15 protein-coding genes and 2 tRNA genes are annotated in these 18,449 nt (G+C 50.8%); 7 read left to right on the forward strand and 10 right to left on the reverse strand.

Going from position 1 to position 18,449, the window contains the following annotated elements; genetic code table 11:
* The first annotated feature begins 19 nt into the window (after positions 1-19).
* On the forward strand, positions 20-3,466 hold the full coding sequence (gene mfd, locus OGX98_RS10005; protein WP_048221643.1) for a transcription-repair coupling factor: 3,447 nt from the start codon (positions 20-22) through the stop codon (positions 3,464-3,466).
* A gap of 147 nt (positions 3,467-3,613) precedes the next feature.
* Positions 3,614-4,579 (forward strand): L,D-transpeptidase LdtC, encoded by a 966-nt coding sequence (gene ldtC / locus OGX98_RS10010; RefSeq protein ID WP_286493696.1) that lies wholly within the window; start codon positions 3,614-3,616, stop codon positions 4,577-4,579.
* An 85-nt stretch (positions 4,580-4,664) separates the two neighbouring features.
* Here ldtC and bhsA read toward each other — a convergent pair whose 3' ends face one another.
* Positions 4,665-4,922 (reverse strand): multiple stress resistance protein BhsA, encoded by a 258-nt coding sequence (gene bhsA, locus OGX98_RS10015; protein WP_045449568.1) that lies wholly within the window; start codon positions 4,920-4,922, stop codon positions 4,665-4,667.
* A 242-nt stretch (positions 4,923-5,164) separates the two neighbouring features.
* On the opposite strand from bhsA, the gene comR reads away from it, so the two are divergent.
* Positions 5,165-5,800 carry a TetR family copper-responsive transcriptional repressor ComR gene (gene comR / locus OGX98_RS10020; RefSeq protein WP_045441792.1) on the forward strand — a complete coding sequence of 212 codons (636 nt, stop codon included), beginning with the start codon at positions 5,165-5,167 and terminating at the stop codon, positions 5,798-5,800.
* A 249-nt stretch (positions 5,801-6,049) separates the two neighbouring features.
* Complete coding sequence (locus tag OGX98_RS10025; RefSeq protein ID WP_286595231.1) at positions 6,050-8,236, forward strand: TonB-dependent siderophore receptor; 2,187 nt, start codon at positions 6,050-6,052, stop codon at positions 8,234-8,236.
* A 61-nt stretch (positions 8,237-8,297) separates the two neighbouring features.
* Here the strand turns inward: OGX98_RS10025 and OGX98_RS10030 are convergent, their stop codons facing one another.
* The 9 genes from OGX98_RS10030 to OGX98_RS10070 all read right to left on the reverse strand — a co-directional run bounded on the left by OGX98_RS10030 (position 8,298) and on the right by OGX98_RS10070 (position 14,998).
* Positions 8,298-8,837 (reverse strand): glycine zipper 2TM domain-containing protein, encoded by a 540-nt coding sequence (locus tag OGX98_RS10030; protein ID WP_045441787.1) that lies wholly within the window; start codon positions 8,835-8,837, stop codon positions 8,298-8,300.
* A 392-nt stretch (positions 8,838-9,229) separates the two neighbouring features.
* Complete coding sequence (gene ndh, locus OGX98_RS10035) at positions 9,230-10,534, reverse strand: NADH-quinone dehydrogenase (protein WP_045441784.1); 1,305 nt, start codon at positions 10,532-10,534, stop codon at positions 9,230-9,232.
* A gap of 237 nt (positions 10,535-10,771) precedes the next feature.
* Positions 10,772-11,314, reverse strand: coding sequence for an alpha/beta hydrolase YcfP (ycfP, locus tag OGX98_RS10040; RefSeq protein WP_003030817.1), 543 nt, complete (start codon positions 11,312-11,314; stop codon positions 10,772-10,774).
* Positions 11,315-11,335: 21 nt separating this feature from the next.
* On the reverse strand, positions 11,336-12,361 hold the full coding sequence (gene nagZ, locus OGX98_RS10045) for a beta-N-acetylhexosaminidase (protein ID WP_045441780.1): 1,026 nt from the start codon (positions 12,359-12,361) through the stop codon (positions 11,336-11,338).
* Positions 12,362-12,371: 10 nt separating this feature from the next.
* Positions 12,372-13,196 (reverse strand): thiamine kinase, encoded by an 825-nt coding sequence (gene thiK, locus OGX98_RS10050; RefSeq protein WP_225760768.1) that lies wholly within the window; start codon positions 13,194-13,196, stop codon positions 12,372-12,374.
* Positions 13,177-13,818, reverse strand: coding sequence for a penicillin-binding protein activator LpoB (lpoB, locus tag OGX98_RS10055; RefSeq protein ID WP_045441778.1), 642 nt, complete (start codon positions 13,816-13,818; stop codon positions 13,177-13,179). Before lpoB ends, thiK begins: the two co-directional genes overlap by 20 nt.
* 13 nt (positions 13,819-13,831) lie before the next feature.
* Complete coding sequence (locus OGX98_RS10060; RefSeq protein ID WP_045441772.1) at positions 13,832-14,206, reverse strand: YcfL family putative periplasmic lipoprotein; 375 nt, start codon at positions 14,204-14,206, stop codon at positions 13,832-13,834.
* Between the two features lie 2 nt (positions 14,207-14,208).
* Positions 14,209-14,568 (reverse strand): purine nucleoside phosphoramidase, encoded by a 360-nt coding sequence (gene hinT, locus OGX98_RS10065; protein WP_045449566.1) that lies wholly within the window; start codon positions 14,566-14,568, stop codon positions 14,209-14,211.
* A 354-nt stretch (positions 14,569-14,922) separates the two neighbouring features.
* Positions 14,923-14,998, reverse strand: a tRNA-Asn gene (locus tag OGX98_RS10070).
* A 160-nt stretch (positions 14,999-15,158) separates the two neighbouring features.
* On the opposite strand from OGX98_RS10070, the gene OGX98_RS10075 reads away from it, so the two are divergent.
* The 3 genes from OGX98_RS10075 (at position 15,159) to shiA (ending at position 18,355) form a co-directional block, all read left to right on the forward strand.
* Positions 15,159-16,646, forward strand: coding sequence for an EmmdR/YeeO family multidrug/toxin efflux MATE transporter (locus OGX98_RS10075; RefSeq protein ID WP_286595232.1), 1,488 nt, complete (start codon positions 15,159-15,161; stop codon positions 16,644-16,646).
* 99 nt (positions 16,647-16,745) lie between these two features.
* Positions 16,746-16,821, forward strand: a tRNA-Asn gene (locus tag OGX98_RS10080).
* Between the two features lie 217 nt (positions 16,822-17,038).
* Complete coding sequence (gene shiA / locus OGX98_RS10085) at positions 17,039-18,355, forward strand: shikimate transporter (RefSeq protein WP_286595233.1); 1,317 nt, start codon at positions 17,039-17,041, stop codon at positions 18,353-18,355.
* Positions 18,356-18,449 lie beyond the last annotated feature (94 nt).

Genomic DNA, 18,449 nt, shown 5'->3' on the forward strand with positions numbered 1-18,449 from the left:
CGAGATCCTGACAACCGTTATGCCTGAACAACATCGTTATACGCTCCCAGCGAAAGCTGGCGATCAGCGCCAGTTAGGTGAACTTACCGGTGCCGCCTGCGCTACGCTGGTGGCAGAAATCGCCGAGCACCACGCTGGTCCGGTGGTGCTCATCGCGCCGGACATGCAAAATGCCCTGCGCCTGCATGATGAAATTCGTCAGTTCACCGACCAGATGGTGATGAACCTTGCAGACTGGGAAACACTCCCATACGACAGTTTTTCCCCTCATCAGGAAATCATCTCCTCACGGCTCTCTACATTGTATCAACTGCCTTCCATGCAGCGCGGTGTACTGATTGTGCCGGTAAACACTCTGATGCAGCGCGTGTGCCCACACAGCTATCTGCACGGCCATGCACTGGTGATGAAAAAAGGCCAACGCCTGTCGCGCGATGCCCTGCGTGAGCAACTGGACAGCGCAGGTTATCGCCACGTTGACCAGGTCATGGAACACGGCGAATATGCCACACGCGGCGCGTTACTGGACCTGTTTCCGATGGGCAGTGAACTGCCTTACCGCCTTGATTTCTTTGATGATGAAATTGACAGTTTGCGTCTGTTTGATACAGATACTCAACGCACACTGGAAGAAGTCGACGCTATTAACTTATTACCCGCACACGAATTCCCTACGGATAAAACGGCCATCGAGCTGTTCCGTAGCCAGTGGCGCGATACTTTTGAAGTTAAACGCGATGCGGAGCATATTTACCAGCAGGTCAGTAAAGGCACGCTGCCTGCCGGGATCGAATACTGGCAGCCGCTGTTTTTCAGCGAACCGCTGCCGCCGCTTTTCAGCTACTTCCCCGCAAATACGCTGCTGGTGAATACTGGCGATTTAGAGACCAGCGCAGAACGCTTTCAGGTCGATACGCTATCGCGCTTCGAAAACCGGGGCGTCGATCCGATGCGCCCTCTTCTGCCGCCGGAATCATTGTGGTTACGCGTGGATGAGCTGTTCTCTGAGCTTAAACGCTGGCCACGCGTTCAGCTCAAAACTGAGAGCTTGCCGAAAAAAGCTGCAAATACCAACCTGGGATTCAAGAAGCTCCCGGACCTGGCGGTACAAGCGCAGCAAAAAGCACCACTGGATGCGTTACGTAAATTTCTCGAATCATTTGATGGCCCGGTGATTTTCTCGGTTGAAAGTGAAGGACGCCGTGAAGCGCTTGGCGACCTTCTCGCCCGCATCAAGATTGCTCCGAAACGTATTTTACGCCTCGATGAAGCGGTCGATGCCGGTCGCTATCTGATGATTGGCTCAGCGGAACACGGGTTCATCGACAGCAACCGGAATCTGGCGCTGATCTGCGAAAGCGATCTTCTCGGTGAGCGAGTGGCGCGTCGCCGTCAGGACTCGCGCCGCACCATCAATCCGGACACATTAATCCGTAACCTCGCTGAACTGCACCCAGGTCAGCCGGTGGTGCATCTTGAACACGGCGTGGGACGCTATGCCGGTATGACCACCCTGGAAGCCGGCGGTATCACTGGTGAGTATCTGATGCTCACCTACGCCAATGACGCCAAACTGTATGTGCCGGTGTCGTCGTTACATCTTATTAGCCGCTACGCCGGTGGTGCGGAAGAGAATGCGCCACTGCATAAACTTGGCGGCGATGCCTGGTCGCGTGCCCGTCAGAAAGCCGCCGAGAAAGTTCGCGATGTCGCAGCAGAACTGCTGGATATCTACGCCCAACGCGCCGCAAAAGAAGGTTTTGCCTTTAAGCATGATCGTGAACAGTATCAGTTGTTCTGTGACAGCTTCCCGTTTGAGACCACACCGGATCAGGCCCAGGCCATTAACGCTGTACTCAGCGACATGTGTCAGCCACTGGCAATGGACAGACTGGTCTGTGGCGATGTGGGCTTTGGTAAAACCGAAGTGGCGATGCGTGCTGCATTCCTTGCCGTAGAGAACCACAAACAGGTCGCCGTGCTGGTACCGACCACCCTGCTCGCCCAGCAGCACTTTGACAACTTCCGCGATCGCTTTGCCAACTGGCCAGTACGCATTGAGATGCTATCCCGTTTCCGCAGTGCCAAAGAGCAGGCGCAAATTCTCGAACAGGTCGCTGAGGGGAAAATCGATATCCTGATTGGTACTCACAAACTGCTGCAAAGTGATGTGAAGCTAAAAGATTTGGGCCTGCTTATCGTCGATGAAGAGCACCGGTTCGGCGTACGACATAAAGAGCGCATTAAAGCGATGCGCGCTGACGTAGATATTCTGACGCTGACGGCAACACCCATCCCGCGAACCCTCAATATGGCAATGAGCGGCATGCGCGATCTGTCGATTATCGCTACACCTCCTGCCCGTCGCCTGGCGGTTAAAACCTTTGTTCGTGAGTATGACAATCTGGTGGTACGTGAAGCAATCCTGCGTGAGGTTCTGCGCGGTGGTCAGGTCTATTATTTGTTCAACGATGTCGAGAATATCCAGAAAACTGCCGATCGGCTGGCGGAGCTGGTGCCTGAAGCGCGCATTGCCATTGGACACGGACAAATGCGCGAACGGGAACTGGAACGCGTGATGAACGATTTCCATCACCAGCGCTTTAACGTGCTGGTGTGCACCACCATTATTGAAACCGGAATCGACATCCCAACCGCCAACACCATTATTATCGAGCGCGCAGACCATTTTGGGCTGGCACAGTTACACCAGTTACGCGGTCGCGTCGGGCGTTCGCACCACCAGGCTTACGCCTGGCTGTTGACACCGCATCCGAAAGCAATGACGACTGATGCCCAAAAACGCCTTGAAGCTATCGCCTCGCTGGAAGATCTGGGTGCCGGATTTGCGCTGGCAACTCACGACCTCGAAATTCGCGGTGCGGGTGAACTGCTGGGTGAAGACCAGAGTGGCTCAATGGAAACCATCGGCTTCTCGCTGTACATGGAACTACTGGAAAACGCTGTCGATGCTCTGAAAGAAGGCCGGGAACCGTCGCTGGAAGATCTCACCAGTCAGCAAACTGAAGTGGAATTACGGGTACCGTCGCTGCTACCAGATGACTACATTCCCGATGTTAATACACGACTGTCGTTCTATAAACGCATCGCCAGTGCGAAGAACGAAAATGAGCTGGAAGAGATCAAGGTCGAGCTGATCGACCGTTTCGGTCTGCTGCCCGATCCGGCCAGGACATTGCTGGATGTCGCCCGTTTACGCCAGCAGGCACAGAAACTGGGTATCAGAAAGCTCGAGGGAAATGAAAAAGGTGGCACGATTGAGTTTGCAGAGAAAAACCACGTCAACCCGGTCTGGTTGATTGGACTATTGCAAAAACAGCCGCAACATTTCCGTCTGGATGGCCCTACCCGTCTGAAATTCATGCAGGAACTGAGCGAGCGAAAAAAACGCATCGAATGGGTGCGTCAGTTTATGCGCCAGCTTGAAGAGAACGCGGTAGCGTAAACGGCGGGTCGGGTGAGAACAACGCTCACCCGACCCGGTATTTACAAACTCTTTGCACTTCCCTGCACTTCCCGACAGAGCAAACCGCCATAATTCCTGTTTACTTTTACATAACAATAACCACGTAAAAACAATGGATTTATGGTGATGTTAAACAATATATCTATCTCTCGCTGGTTCACATTTGTTACGCTCGCCGCAACCATGGTTTTGGCCCTTCCGGCTCAGGCAAATACCTGGCCGCTACCTCCTCCCGGAAGCAAGGTGGTTGGTAAAAACGCCGTTCACGTTGTCGAAAATAATGGCGGTTCACTGGAAGCTATTGCGAAAAAATACAACGTTGGTTTTTTAGCTCTGCTACAGGCGAATCCTGGCGTTGATCCTTTCGTACCTCGGGCGGGCAGTGTGCTGACTATTCCGTTGCAGACCTTGCTGCCGGATGCACCGCGCGAAGGCATTGTGATTAACCTCGCTGAGCTGCGTCTTTATTACTATCATCCGGGTAAAAATTCGGTGACCGTGTATCCCATTGGCATCGGTCAGTTGGGCGGAGACACACTGACACCAACAATGGTTACCACCATTTCAGATAAACGAGCCAACCCAACCTGGACGCCAACCACTAATATTCGCGCACGTTATAAAGCGCAGGGGATCGACCTACCGGCTGTGGTACCTGCTGGCCCGGACAACCCCATGGGCCACCATGCCATTCGCTTAGCGGCATACGGTGGTGTTTATCTGCTGCATGGCACAAACGCTGATTTTGGTATCGGTATGCGCGTCAGCTCTGGTTGTATTCGCCTGCGCGATGGCGATATTGAGACCTTATTCCGCCAGGTAACTCCTGGAACAAAGGTCAATATCATTAACACGCCAATTAAAGCGTCTGTTGAACCAAACGGTATGCGTCTGGTTGAAGTGCACCAACCGCTGTCGAAAAATATAGATGACGACCCGCAGGTACTGCCGATCGTACTGAATACGTCAATGCAGAACTTTAAAAATGCAGTGCAAACGGACCAGACCGTCATGGAGCATGCGATGGAGCTACGCTCAGGGATGCCGGTCGACGTGACACGCCATCACGACGTTACTCAGCAGACACTGTAAAACACAACCCATGAAAAAACCCCGCTGGACGTTGTTCAGCGGGGTTTTTTATTTAAATCGCAGTGGCATTACGATGGGTTAAAACTTATTTATAAATAACCGCAGTCCCGTGGAGGGTGTTAGGACCGGTAACGGAAGTAATGCGGAACGACTTCGCGCCCATTTCATCCGCTTTCTGTGCCAGTTGATCTTCCAGAGAACCTAAGTTGGTACCTGCATTAGCAGAAATAGTCCCAACTTTCTGTTGGTCTGCAGGCGTTGCCTGAACCTCAACAGCAGCAAAGCTGGCGAATGAAAGTGAACTCAGAACGGTAGCAAGAAGGAGTGTTTGTACGTTTTTCATAATTGTGACCTTTAGCAGATGAATGTGCGTCGCAAAGATTAACTTAACGATCGATAGGTAAATCATAGATGTGATCCAGGTCACACGTCAACAATTTTTTATAATGATCGTTATACAAATCATAAAGGCCTTATCTTTCATGCTAATAGCCATGAATTATTTTTATCGTGAATCTGCTGGAGAGTGTGGTCGAATATTTTTATAATGGTTATTCAACAAACCCAATCAGGTACGACGGCACCATGACAACTGAAACAACGAGTTGTACAAAGAAAAGCCGTGGCCGACCAAAAGTGTTCGACAGGGAAGCCGCGCTTGATAAGGCCATGACACTCTTCTGGCAGCACGGGTATGAAGCGACATCGCTCTCCGATCTCGTGGAAGCAACCGGTGCTAAAGCGCCCACGCTGTATGCGGAATTTACCAATAAAGAAGGATTATTTCGCGCCGTGCTGGACCGCTACATCAGCCGTTTTGCGGCAAAACATGAAGCTCAGCTTTTTTGCGAAGAAAAAAGTCTTGAGTCTGCACTGGAAGACTATTTCACAGCCATAGCCACCTGTTTCACCAGCAAGGACACACCTGCGGGATGTTTTATGATTAATACCTCCGCAACGCTTGCTGCTTCCTCCCGTGACATTGCACACACGGTTAAAACCCGCCACGCTATGCAGGAACAGACGCTTGCCCGGTTTCTTTGCCAACGCCAGGAACATGGTGAAATTCCTGCCCACTGCGATCCGCAGAAACTGGCCGAATTTCTGAACTGTATTTTACAAGGGATGTCGATCAGTGCCCGTGAAGGCGCAACGTTCGAAAAACTGATGCAGATAACACATACTACCTTGCGGCTGTGGCCAGAATTACTCAAAGAGTAATGCTTTACCGTGACAAATTTTCATTTCTAAGATTATCGGGAGTTTATCTCGCTCCCGACCCCCTCTGAATCACCCTACTTTTATCATTGTTTTCATAACCTTAATGCTACATTTTTGTAAAAACAATTGATAATCACAATCAATATCAGCAATATTCGCATTTGTTTTAACATCCATTTCCCAATGTAACTATCGGTTTCTACGCCGCAATAAAAAAAACAGACCGACTCTTTTTTAAAAGGAATGCGAATGAATAAGCGTCTTTGGGTGCTCAATCCAATCTTATTATCTTTAACCCTGCCGGTAATGGCGGCACAGAATGAAGAAGAAAATCTCATCGTCAGCGCCAACCGTAGCCAGCGAACTGTGGCTGAAATGGCGCAAACCACCTGGGTCATTGAAGGCAGCGAGATTGAACAGCAGGTTCAGGGTGGTAAAGAGTTCAAAGATGTGCTGGCTCAGTTAATCCCTGGAATTGACGTCAGCAGTCAGGGACGGACGAACTACGGGATGAACATGCGTGGACGCGCCATCGTTGTGTTGATTGACGGTGTTCGCCTGAACTCCTCCCGTACCGACAGCCGCCAACTGGATTCCATTGACCCCTTTAATATTGCGCATATCGAGGTTATCTCTGGTGCAACGTCGTTGTATGGCGGTGGAAGTACCGGTGGGTTGATCAATATTGTCACCAAAAAAGGCCAGCCAGAACGCGAAGTTGAACTCGAACTGGGAAGCAAAAGCGGCTTCAACAACAGTAACGATCATGACGAACGTGTCGCCGCAGCTGTCAGCGGAGGAACCGATCACGCTTCCGGACGCATGTCCGTCGCTTATCAACGATTTGGCGGCTGGTATGACGGCAACAACGATGCCTTAATGCTGGATAACACTCAAACCGGCCTTCAGCATTCCGATCGTCTCGACATCATGGGCACCGGGACAATAGAGATTGATGACAACCGTCAACTACAACTGGTAACCCAGTACTATAAAAACCAGGGGGATGATGATTACGGATTATATCTGGGCGAGAATATGTCGGCGGTGACGGGAACGGGGAAAGCCTACACCAGCAGCGGTCTGAGTTCCGATCGCATTCCCGGCACGGAGCGTCATCTTATCAGCCTGCAATATTCCGATGCTGACTTCTTCGGCCAGAATTTGGTCAGTCAGGTTTACTACCGTGATGAATCTCTGACATTCTACCCCTTCCCTACACTGAGCAAAGGCAAAGTCACCAGTTTCTCCGCATCACAGCAGGATACCGATCAATTTGGCGCAAAAATTACCCTTAATAGCCAACTGATGGAGAACTGGGAGCTGACATGGGGTATCGATGCGGACCATGAAACCTTCGACTCCAACCAGAAATTCTTTGATCTTGCCTGGTCCCTGCCCTCTGGCGGCATGGATAACCGCACCGCCTATACCACCGGGCGTTATCCTGGTTACAGCATTACCAACTTCGCGCCTTTCCTGCAAAACAGCTATGACATAAACGACATCTTCACGTTAAGTGCCGGCGTTCGCTATCAATGGACCGAAAACCGGGTTGATGATTTTGTCGGCTATGCGCAGCAACAAGGGATTGCTAATGGGCTGGCACACTCTGCAGATGTGATTCCTGGCGGGAAAACTGATTACGATAATTTCCTGTTTAATGCGGGCATTCTTGCACATCTGACTGACCGTCAGCAGACATGGTTTAATTTCTCTCAGGGTGTGGAGCTTCCCGATCCGGGGAAATACTACGAGAACGGTACTTACTCACTTGTCGGTGACCATTATCAACTCCAGCGTAGTGTCAATGTGGCAGATTCTCGGCTGGAAGGCATAAAGGTAAACTCTTTCGAACTGGGTTGGCGCTACACCGGTGATAGCCTGCGCACTCAACTGGCGGCCTACTACTCTACCTCGGATAAGTCGATTGTCATTAACCGCAGCGATATGACCATTAACGTACAACCAGACGATCGCCGGATATATGGCCTCGAAGGTGCCGTGGATTATTTCATTGCTGACACTGACTGGAGCCTGGGAAGTAACTCCAATATCATCAAATCGGAAGTCAAACAGAACGGCAAATGGCAGAAGTGGGACGTCACACTGGCCTCGCCATCAAAAGCAACCGCCTGGGTCGGCTGGGCGCCTGAACCGTGGTCGTTACGTATACAGAGTCAGCAGACATTTGACCTGAGCGACGCCAGCGGCAACAAGCTGGACGGGTATAACACCATGGATTTCATAGGCAGCTATCAGCTCCCGCTGGGTAAACTGACCTTCAGCGTTGAAAACCTGCTGAATGAAGAATACACCACACTTTGGGGACAACGTGCACCGTTACTTTACAGCCCAACCTACGGTAGCCCTTCACTCTATGAATACAAAGGCCGCGGTCGCACCTTTGGTCTGAACTATGCCTTAACCTTCTGATAAAAAAAGCCCCCCAGCCTGAGCGATTGGGGGGCTAATTGATGTGCAGAGTAAAGCTTTTTTACGCTTTGTTATTCAGAACCAACTGGCCATTGTTATCCAGTGGAATTTGCGAACCAGGATCTTTATCCATCCGGATTTTGCCCTGCTGATCGCCAATTTTGTACGTTACGTCGTAACCAAGCATTTTTTCCGACTTGTCATACACCGTTTTACAACGTTGCTGTGTGGTGGTGTATGTATCGTTTTCCTGCATTGAACCCTGGATCTGGTTACCAGCATAACCGCCACCTAAAGCACCAGCGACGGTCGCAATGTCTTTACCTCGTCCACCACCAAACTGATGACCGATAACACCACCCGCAACAGCGCCCAGTACCGAACCGGCAATACGATTCTCATCCTGCACAGGTTTACGATGGGTAACGGTAACGTTACGGCACTCCTGACGCGGCGTTTTTACCGTTTCTTTTATCGGCGTCGCAGAGACGACGTGTGCATATTGTGGGCCACGTTCAAAAACGTTCAGACTGGCTACCGCCGCCACGCCCAGCGCAGCCGCCACGCCAATCCCTATACCCGCCAACATTGATTTATTCACGGGACATCCTCCTTTTTTGCTATTAGCAACAACTTTGCAACAGGATGTAAGGAATGCCAATCAGAATGGGGATGAAAATAGCGAGGGTAAGCGCGAAAGCAGCGTGATTCAGACGGTTCTGAATCACGCAGAACAGGATGTCATATAATGCTGTTCGAATAAAAACCTGCAGCCACTACCATTCCGGTTGGTACATTGCTTAACCCGGTGATCGGTATCTGCCAGAATACAAACTGCATACTTAGCACTTCAGTGGAGAGACTCATCGACTCGCGCGGCTCATCGGTCAGGTTCACTATTGGATCTCAAGGAAGGCCATGTTTCGATATAGTAGGAGGGCAGGAGCTGAAAAACGTCTACCGGGCCACTGTGTGGCCCGGTTATTTGATATTTTAATGCAATTTCAGACGTGGACGAATCACACGGTTAATACTGCCAACCAGCATCATCAGACCGGTTTTGAAGTAACCATGCAACGCAATCTGGTGCATACGGTACAGTGAGATATACACAAAGCGCGCAATACGCCCTTCCACCATCATCGAACCGCGCGTCAGGTTCCCCATCAGGCTACCCACGGTAGAGAAGTTGGAGAGGGAAACCAGAGAGCCGTGGTCTTTGTATTGATACGCTTTCAGCGGCTTGCCATTCATCTGCGCCAGAATATTGTTCATCGCGCAGGAAGCCATCTGATGAGCAGCCTGAGCGCGCGGTGGAACAAAGCCACCTTCCGGGCGGGCGCAGGAAGCACAGTCACCAATAGCATAAACATCCGGATCGCGTGTGGTTTGCAGAGTAGGCTCCACCACCAGTTGGTTGATGCGGTTAGTTTCCAGACCACCAATGTCTTTCATAAAGTCTGGCGCTTTGATACCTGCCGCCCACACCATCAGATCGGCTTCAATGTACTCGCCATCTTTAGTATGTAACCCGCCCTCATCAGCGCTGGTCACCATCGTCTGAGTCAATACACGCACGCCCAGCTTGGTCAGTTCATTATGCGCAGCACTGGAAATCCGCGGCGGCAATGCTGGCAGAATTCTTTCACCGGCCTCCACCAGAGTCACATTCAGCGCTTCGTTGGTCAGCCCCTTGTACCCATAGCTATGCAGTTGTTTTACCGCATTGTGCAACTCGGCGGAGAGTTCTACACCTGTTGCACCACCTCCCACAATGGCGATATTCACTTTGCCATTCGCGCCCAGATTCGCGGAGTATTTCAGGAACAGATTCAACATTTCCTGGTGGAAACGACGCGCCTGATGCGGGTTATCGAGGAAGATGCAATTATCTTTGACACCCGGCGTGTTGAAATCGTTGGACGTACTGCCAAGCGCCATCACCAACGTGTCGTAAGGCACTTTACGCTCAGGAACCAGTAGATCACCCTTCTCATCGCGCAGCTCAGCAATAGTGATGGTCTTCGCTTCACGATCGATATCTACAACCGAGCCAAGCTGAAACTGGAAGCCGTGGTTACGCGCATGTGCCAGATAGCTCAGCGCATCAACGCCTTCATCCAGGGATCCCGTCGCCACTTCGTGCAGTAAGGGTTTCCACAAATGGCTGTGGTTTCTGTCTACCAGCGTGATTTTTGCCTTTTTCTTACGCCCCAGTTTTTTTCCCAGCTGCGTCGCCATTTCCAGTCCACCAGCACCACCGCCGACAATAACGATTCTTTTTAATGGTGTAGTCAACGTGACCCCCTTAAATTTATTAACCAATTGTTAATTAAAAGTTATTAACATAGCCTTTAATTAACAACAAGTTACGATAATGAAAATCTTCTTCGAGACTGAGAATAACACGAACGGTGCATTGGTCATACCAAAATTGATATGTATCAAGTTTTGATGATGAAAAGATAGACAACCCTAGCTTTAACAACAAAAAAACCAGCCCGAAGGCTGGCTTTGTTCAACGTAAATCGGCGACTAACCTAACGTCTTGAACGCTTTGATTCGCTGCAAATGAGGAGAGATATTTTTGAATTTATGGGTTTGTTCTTCATCCCATACAATTTCATAGAAGTGGTGCAGCTCCTCAGAGGAACGTTGACTGTTCAGTGCTTCGTCATGGCGTGAAAGGATAACCAGGCACCGATCGCGATTCTTTTCACGGAAATTAGTCACGCATTTTGTGGCGATGTCCGCATACTCTTCGGGCCTGTCGATTTTCCCTTCCATATTCTCATACGGAAACAAGTTGGGATTAAACACGACTTGCCGAATATCACACAGAAAACCAATTCGTTCAGCCCAGTAACCACCCAACCCCACGCCGCAAATCAACGGGCGATCGTCCACATTAAGCTGCAACATTTTGTCCACTTCTTTCAGCAGATGCTGCATATCATGCTTAGGATGCCGTGTACTGTAGCTGATCAGTCTGACATCCGGGTCAATGAACTGCAGCTGTAACACTTTCTCGTGGTTTCCCGGACTGTTAGAGTCAAAACCGTGTAAATAGATAATCATCGCATCCTCACCAAACGTGCGTTAATGACCTGCTTTTTCTTCCTGCCAGCGCTCATGAAGCTGGTTGAGCTGGGCGCTAATCGTTTTCCAGCGTGCCGAATCCATCAGTTCCTGACGCGAAAATGAACCTTTATGATACAAACGTGTAACACGTTCCGCATTGATCGGCGACAGATTATCTAACACACTGACCGCTCCCTTACGATTATTGCAGACCAGGATCATATCGCAACCTGCATCAAGCGATGCCTGCCCACGCTCTGCGTAGCTCCCCATGATAGCTGCGCCTTCCATCGACAGATCGTCGGAGAAGATCACCCCATCAAAACCAAGCTCCTGACGCAGCACCGTTTTTAACCAGTGGGGGGAACCACTCGCCGGACGCGGATCGACTTCACTATAGATCACGTGTGCCGGCATAATGGCATCAAGTTTATTTTCCGTAATTAACGTCTTAAACACCGACATGTCTTTGGCGCGAATTTCCGCTTCCGGTCGCGGATCGGTTGGTGTCTCTTTGTGCGAATCCGCCGTCACCGCCCCATGCCCGGGGAAATGTTTACCGGTGGTTTTCATGCCCGCGGCATGCATGCCATCAATAAAGCGGGTTGCCATTGCCAGCGCCTTTATTGGATCGGCATGGTAAGAACGCTCGCCAATCGCCGCGCTAATATGGCCCACATCCAGGACGGGGGCAAAGCTGATGTCGATGTCCATCGCAATCATTTCACTGGCCATGAGCCATCCGGCATCCTGAGCCAGCTTGCCTCCCTCTTCCAGTCCGTGCAGTGCAGCAAAAGATTGCGCCGCCGGCAGGCGGGTAAACCCTTCACGAAAACGCTGTACACGCCCCCCTTCCTGATCCACTGCCACCACCAGATGATTACGTGATGCCTCACGGATTTGGCGAACAAGTTCACGCAACTGTTCCGGGTCGTGGTAATTTCGGGTAAAGAGGATCAACCCACCCACCAGCGGATGCGCCAGAATCTCACGCTCTTCAGCGTCCAGCTCATACCCTTCGACATCCAACATTACTGGACCCACACTGCTCTCCTTATCCTTTCATTGTTAGCTGCCGCCAGGTTTCATCGGCCAGCCTGATAAATTGTCGATCGCTGGTTTGCTGCCAGCGATACTCGAACCACCCCGCCTTCAGCACCATCACCCACGGTTGCCACTGTCTGACCTGCCGCCAGAGGGCATCCGGATCAATGTGCGCATGCTGAGCATAGGCGTTCACCAGTTGCCGGTGCTGAGATTCATCAACGGTCCACACCGCAGCCAGCTCCAGCGCAATATCACCGTCTCCGGCATATTCCCAGTCAATCAACCGCAGCCCCGACGCTGTGCGCACTATGTTGTCGCCGTGGACATCCATATGTAACGGCCCGAGACGTATCGGGCGAGGTTCGCGTTGTTTTCTTAACCGCTTTAGCACGCGCAACCAACCAGGCGTCCGGCGCGCCGGATCACAACACTGCCAGTACTGTTCAAGTAATGGCAGCACTCTGATTTGCCAGCCCAGACGAGGTTGTTGGTGAAGATGATACAGTAAGCCTGCAAGTTCGTCGGCTTCCGGTAATCTGGATTCTACCTTACCGTGAAAATAGTCTACTGCCATCCACCCTTGTGTATAAAAACAGGGTTTGGGAGCAAGACTTTCGGGCAGTTTTTTCAGCGCATGATAGTGCCGTAAAAAATGGGACTCGGGCGCGTGAGGATCATGATGGCAGCGCAGCACTAAACGATGGGGATGATTTTCGATGATACAGCTCCCGCCGCTCAAGCCGCTTTGGCTGCCCGCGACGGGATGATACTGCGGGAAATAGCGCGACAAAACCTCGTCGCGCGTCAGTCTGTTATTGTTGCTGAACAGCACCTTTACCTGACCAGATTATCTCGCCAGTTTGTACCAGCATTAATTGCATTTGCAGTGCCGGCGTATTGACGTTGCCGGAAGCGCTGGAATACAGCACATACTGCGCTCCTACATTACGGGCAATACCAATGGCTTTACTGCGCGTACCCAGGCTGTCGTGTGGTGATAAACCTAATTGTTGCTTCGCCAGCGACAATTGTTGTGCCGAGACCAGGGTAAATTTGCCGTTATTCGCCAGCGCATTACGCAATGTTTCGGTTGCGTCACCAGAGTTGAGAGAACCATTGGTGCGATTATTCACGCTGTCGACCAGCAAGACACCTCCAGCTTTGACGCCATCAGCCTGCAGCATTTTCGCCACCATCGGTTGCATTGCGCCATTCCAGTCATAATGACGTTCCCGGGGCGTCGGCTGCGCCGTTTGATCCTCATGTTCAATCGGACCAGGCTGCTGCGGTATGGTTGGCACCGTTGGGACAACCGGTACCGGCTGTTGCGGTTGCTCGGGCTGCTCCGGCACCGGTTTGACTTCATCTACCGGCGCTGGCTCTCGTTGCGCCACACAACCAGAGAGAAATATCGCCAGCGCGGCAATCAATGCGTAGCGATTCATTTTGATCATCAAGATTCACCCCTTACAAATAAAGATAAAGTCTAACCTTGTGCGCCCCCAGAAAATTGGCGCTGCCGTACAGAGTCACCGACGAACGTGCCGGGATAGTGACGCTGCGTGGCGCTTCCAGAGGGTGCATCTCCAGCCCTCTGGCGTCATACCAGTAAAACCGATAATGAACGGTAACGGGTTCTTGTCTTTCGTTATAGAGTCGTGAGGATGCAGAGGGCTGAATATCAGACGTGGTTAACGCAGGCTGTTCTGCTGTTATACCTGCAGCCAGTATCGTTGATTCCATCACCAGCGACTGTTCATCACTCACCGGAATTTCAGGATGTGAACGACAGCCTGCCAGTAACAGCACCCCCAGTGACAGCACTAAGCATCCTCTGGTCATTATTAAAGACCTTTATGCGCAAGCATTGGACCAAGAGTACGCCCACCCAGTAGATGCATATGAATGTGATACACCTCCTGACCCCCGTGGCGGTTGGTATTCATGATCAAACGATATCCATCTTCGGCAATGCCTTCCTGCTCAGCGATCTTCGCCGCGACCGTGATCATTCTCCCCAACGCCTGCTCATGTTCAGCCGTAACATCATTAACGGTTGGGATCAGGACATTTGGAATAATCAGGATATGCGTAGGCGCCTGAGGTGCAATATCGCGAAACGCTGTGACCAGTTCGTCCTGGTACACGATATCTGAGGGGATTTCACGACGAATAATTTTGCTGAATATAGTTTCTTCTGCCACGACGTTTTCCTTTTTCATTAAGAGCCCTTCGTTGTGCCATGCTACGCCGAGCTACTCTGCGAGTATAGAGTATGAGTGAGTTACTCACGCTCTTTCAACTTTAACCCTCGATTTTTTAAGCAAAAAGTTTTCCTTATGCTGCTCTTATAACCATTTCCCGTTGCTATTGCTCAGACATAGTACTGAAACAATATTTCATACTGGCAAAAATTCCACCTGCTCATCGGGTGGATTTTGCACTCATAGCCAAAATACGGGGGACTAAAGCTGACGTTAACGCTTACCCAGGCAGAGAAATGTAAACGCTAAAAAAACAAAAAGCCTGCTTAGTTTCCTAAGCAGGCTTCTTAAATATGGCTCCTCTGACTGGACTCGAACCAGTGACATACGGATTAACAGTCCGCCGTTCTACCGACTGAACTACAGAGGAATCGTTGTGGAGGCTTATCTTAGCGGCGAAAAATCTTTTGTCAAACCCCATTTCCTTCATTGAGTATCAATTGGTGCTTCTCTCGACAGTTTGTTGCATTTACAGACATTTTATATGGAAAAAACTTTGCAGCTTTTTTGATTCTCCCTCATCATTTGAAATGAGGTTTCAACTTTCTTCATTAAGGTCCACTTTGAACGTGTCCGCTGCCTTACGTCAGGTCGTTTCCCGTACGCCCTGGTATGCCAAACGCAAGAGTTACAAAGTACTCTTTTGGCGTGAAATCACTCCTTTAGCCATTCCCATTTTTCTGGAAAATACCTGCGTATTATTGATGGGAGTACTGAGTACTTTCCTTGTTAGCTGGTTGGGTAAGGAAGCAATGGCGGGTGTCGGACTCGCCGACAGTTTCAATATGGTTATCATGGCGTTTTTCGCCGCTATCGATCTTGGCACGACGGTGGTCGTTGCTTTTAGCCTTGGGAAACGCGATCGCCGACGGGCCAGAGCTGCCGCCAGACAGTCACTGGTAATCATGACGATTTTTGCCATCGTGCTGGCAGCGGTGATTCACTATTTTGGCGAGCAGATTATTAATGTTGTCGCCGGTGAAGCGACTCCCGAAGTAAAGGCACTGGCGCTGACCTATCTGGAATTAACGGTGCTCAGTTATCCGGCAGCAGCCATTGCATTGATCGGTAGCGGAGCACTGCGTGGGGCCGGGAATACCAAGATACCGCTGTTGATTAACGGCGGCATGAATATACTGAATATCATCATCAGTAGCATCCTGATCTACGGCATTTTTTCCTGGCAAGGGCTGGGATTTGTAGGCGCAGGTCTTGGGTTAACGATTTCCCGCTACATTGGTGCTATCGCCATTATCTGGGTGCTGAAGATTGGTTTTAACCCAGCGCTGCGTATTTCACTGAAAAGTTATTTTAAGCCGTTAAATCTCGCCATTATCTGGGAGGTGATGGGGATAGGTATTCCTGCAAGTATCGAATCCGTTTTGTTTAACGGTGGCAAGCTATTAACTCAGATGTTTGTCTCGGGTATGGGTACCAGCGTTATTGCCGGTAACTTCATCGCATTTTCTATTGCGGCTCTGATTAACCTGCCGGGAAACGCATTAGGATCCGCATCCACCATCATTACCGGCAGACGCCTGGGTAATGGGCAGATTGCCCAGGCAGAAATTCAGTTGCGACACGTATTTTGGTTATCCACAATCGGTTTAACTGCCATCGCCTGGCTGACTGCACCGTTTGCCGGTGTCATGGCCTCGTTTTATACCCACGATCAGGACGTAAAAGAGGTCATAGTCATACTGATTTGGCTCAATGCGGCATTTATGCCGATATGGGCAGCATCCTGGGTCCTTCCCGCTGGTTTTAAGGGAGCGCGTGATGCACGTTTTGCTATGTGGGTTTCCATGCTGGGTATGTGGGGCTGCCGTGTTGTAGCAGGTTATACCCTAGGGATCGTATTAGGATGGGGAGTGGTCGGCGTCTGGATGGGGATGTTCTTCGACTGGGCGGTCCGCGCCGCGCTATTTTACTGGCGAATGGTCACCGGTCGATGGCTGTGGAAATATCCACGCCAGGAACGTGAAAAGTGTATAAAACAACCCGTTGCGTCTGAATAAACGGCGAAATGAAGAATATTTCAGCAAACGATCGCGTTTCTACATTCAGGCTTTGACAACGCTGACCGGCATCGCTAATATTCGCCCCGTTCACACGATTCCTCTGTAGTTCAGTCGGTAGAACGGCGGACTGTTAATCCGTATGTCACTGGTTCGAGTCCAGTCAGAGGAGCCAAATTTAGAAAAGCCCGCTTAAGGAAACTTAAGCGGGCTTTTTGTTTTTCTGTTTTTCCTTTCGTCTTATTTTTCATCTTGCCCCGTTATAAGGGATAAAATCGTTTTCTCTTCCCGTCTGTCGCGGTAGTCTCATAACAGTCGTTAATATATCGACTGCAATGTGCGTAACCTTATTCCAATACTAATAATTAGAAATCAGTACAGACAGGATAACTATGGATTCCACCCTCATCTCCACGGGTCCCCAGGAGGACACATCTTCGCTTAGCCGCGCCCGACGCGCAGCACTCGGTAGCTTCGCTGGTGCCGTGGTCGACTGGTATGATTTTCTGCTTTATGGCATCACTGCCGCACTGGTCTTCAATCGCGAGTTTTTCCCGCAGATAAGTCCCGCGATGGGTACGCTCGCCGCGTTCGCCACCTTTGGTGTCGGATTTCTGTTCCGCCCATTGGGTGGAATAATATTCGGGCACTTCGGCGATCGCCTTGGCCGTAAGCGCATGCTGATGCTCACTGTCTGGATGATGGGGATTGCCACTGCGTTGATTGGCATTATCCCCTCTTTTGACACCATCGGCTGGTGGGCCCCCATCTTACTGGTGACACTGCGCGCCGTTCAGGGATTCGCCGTCGGCGGTGAATGGAGCGGCGCGGCATTACTTTCCGTCGAAAGTGCCCCAAAAAATAAAAAAGCGTTCTACAGCAGCGGCGTTCAGGTGGGTTACGGTGTCGGCTTGCTGCTCTCTACAGGGTTAGTCTCGCTGATTAGCTCGCAAACGACTGATGAACAGTTCCTGAGCTGGGGCTGGCGTATTCCGTTCCTGTTCAGCATCGTATTAGTTCTGGGCGCATTGTGGATGCGTAACAGAATGGAAGAGTCCGCAGAGTTCGAGCTGCAAAAACAAGAACCACCGCAGGCGAAAAAACGACTACCGGTCATCGAAGCGCTAACCCGCCACCCGGGGGCATTTTTAAAAATTATTGCCCTGCGCCTTTGTGAACTGCTGACGATGTATATAGTCACCGCTTTTGCACTCAACTACTCCACCCAAAATCTGGGACTACCACGCGAATTGTTTCTCAATATCGGGCTGCTGGTAGGTGGGCTAAGTTGTCTGACTATCCCCTGCTTTGCCTGGCTTGCCGACCGCTTTGGTCGTCGCCGGGTCTACATTACCGGGGCGCTGGTCGGCACACTCAGCGCATTCCCGTTCTTTATGGCCCTGGAAGCACAGTCAATCTTCTGGATCGTATTTTTCGCGATTATGCTGGCAAACATCGCCCACGACATGGTGGTCTGTGTCCAGCAACCCATGTTTACCGGCTTGTTTGGCGCAAGCTACCGCTACAGTGGCGCAGGAGTTGGCTATCAGGTCGCCAGCGTGGTTGGCGGCGGCTTTACCCCGTTTATTGCTGCAGCACTGGTCACGTTCTCCGGCGGAGACTGGCACAGTGTAGCCATTTACCTGATGGCGGGTTGTCTGATTTCTGCTGCCACAGCAATAATGATGAGAGATAAGCAGCACGGTTAAGTCTTTTCGCGAAGACCATCTGGTCTTCGCATTTTCTTCCTCAACGTCTGACTTTTGTTTCACATTCCTGTGACATACTATCGGGAGAGCAGCA

The organism is Citrobacter sp. Cm046, assembly GCF_030333065.1.
Classification (GTDB): Bacteria; Pseudomonadota; Gammaproteobacteria; order Enterobacterales; family Enterobacteriaceae; genus Citrobacter; species Citrobacter murliniae.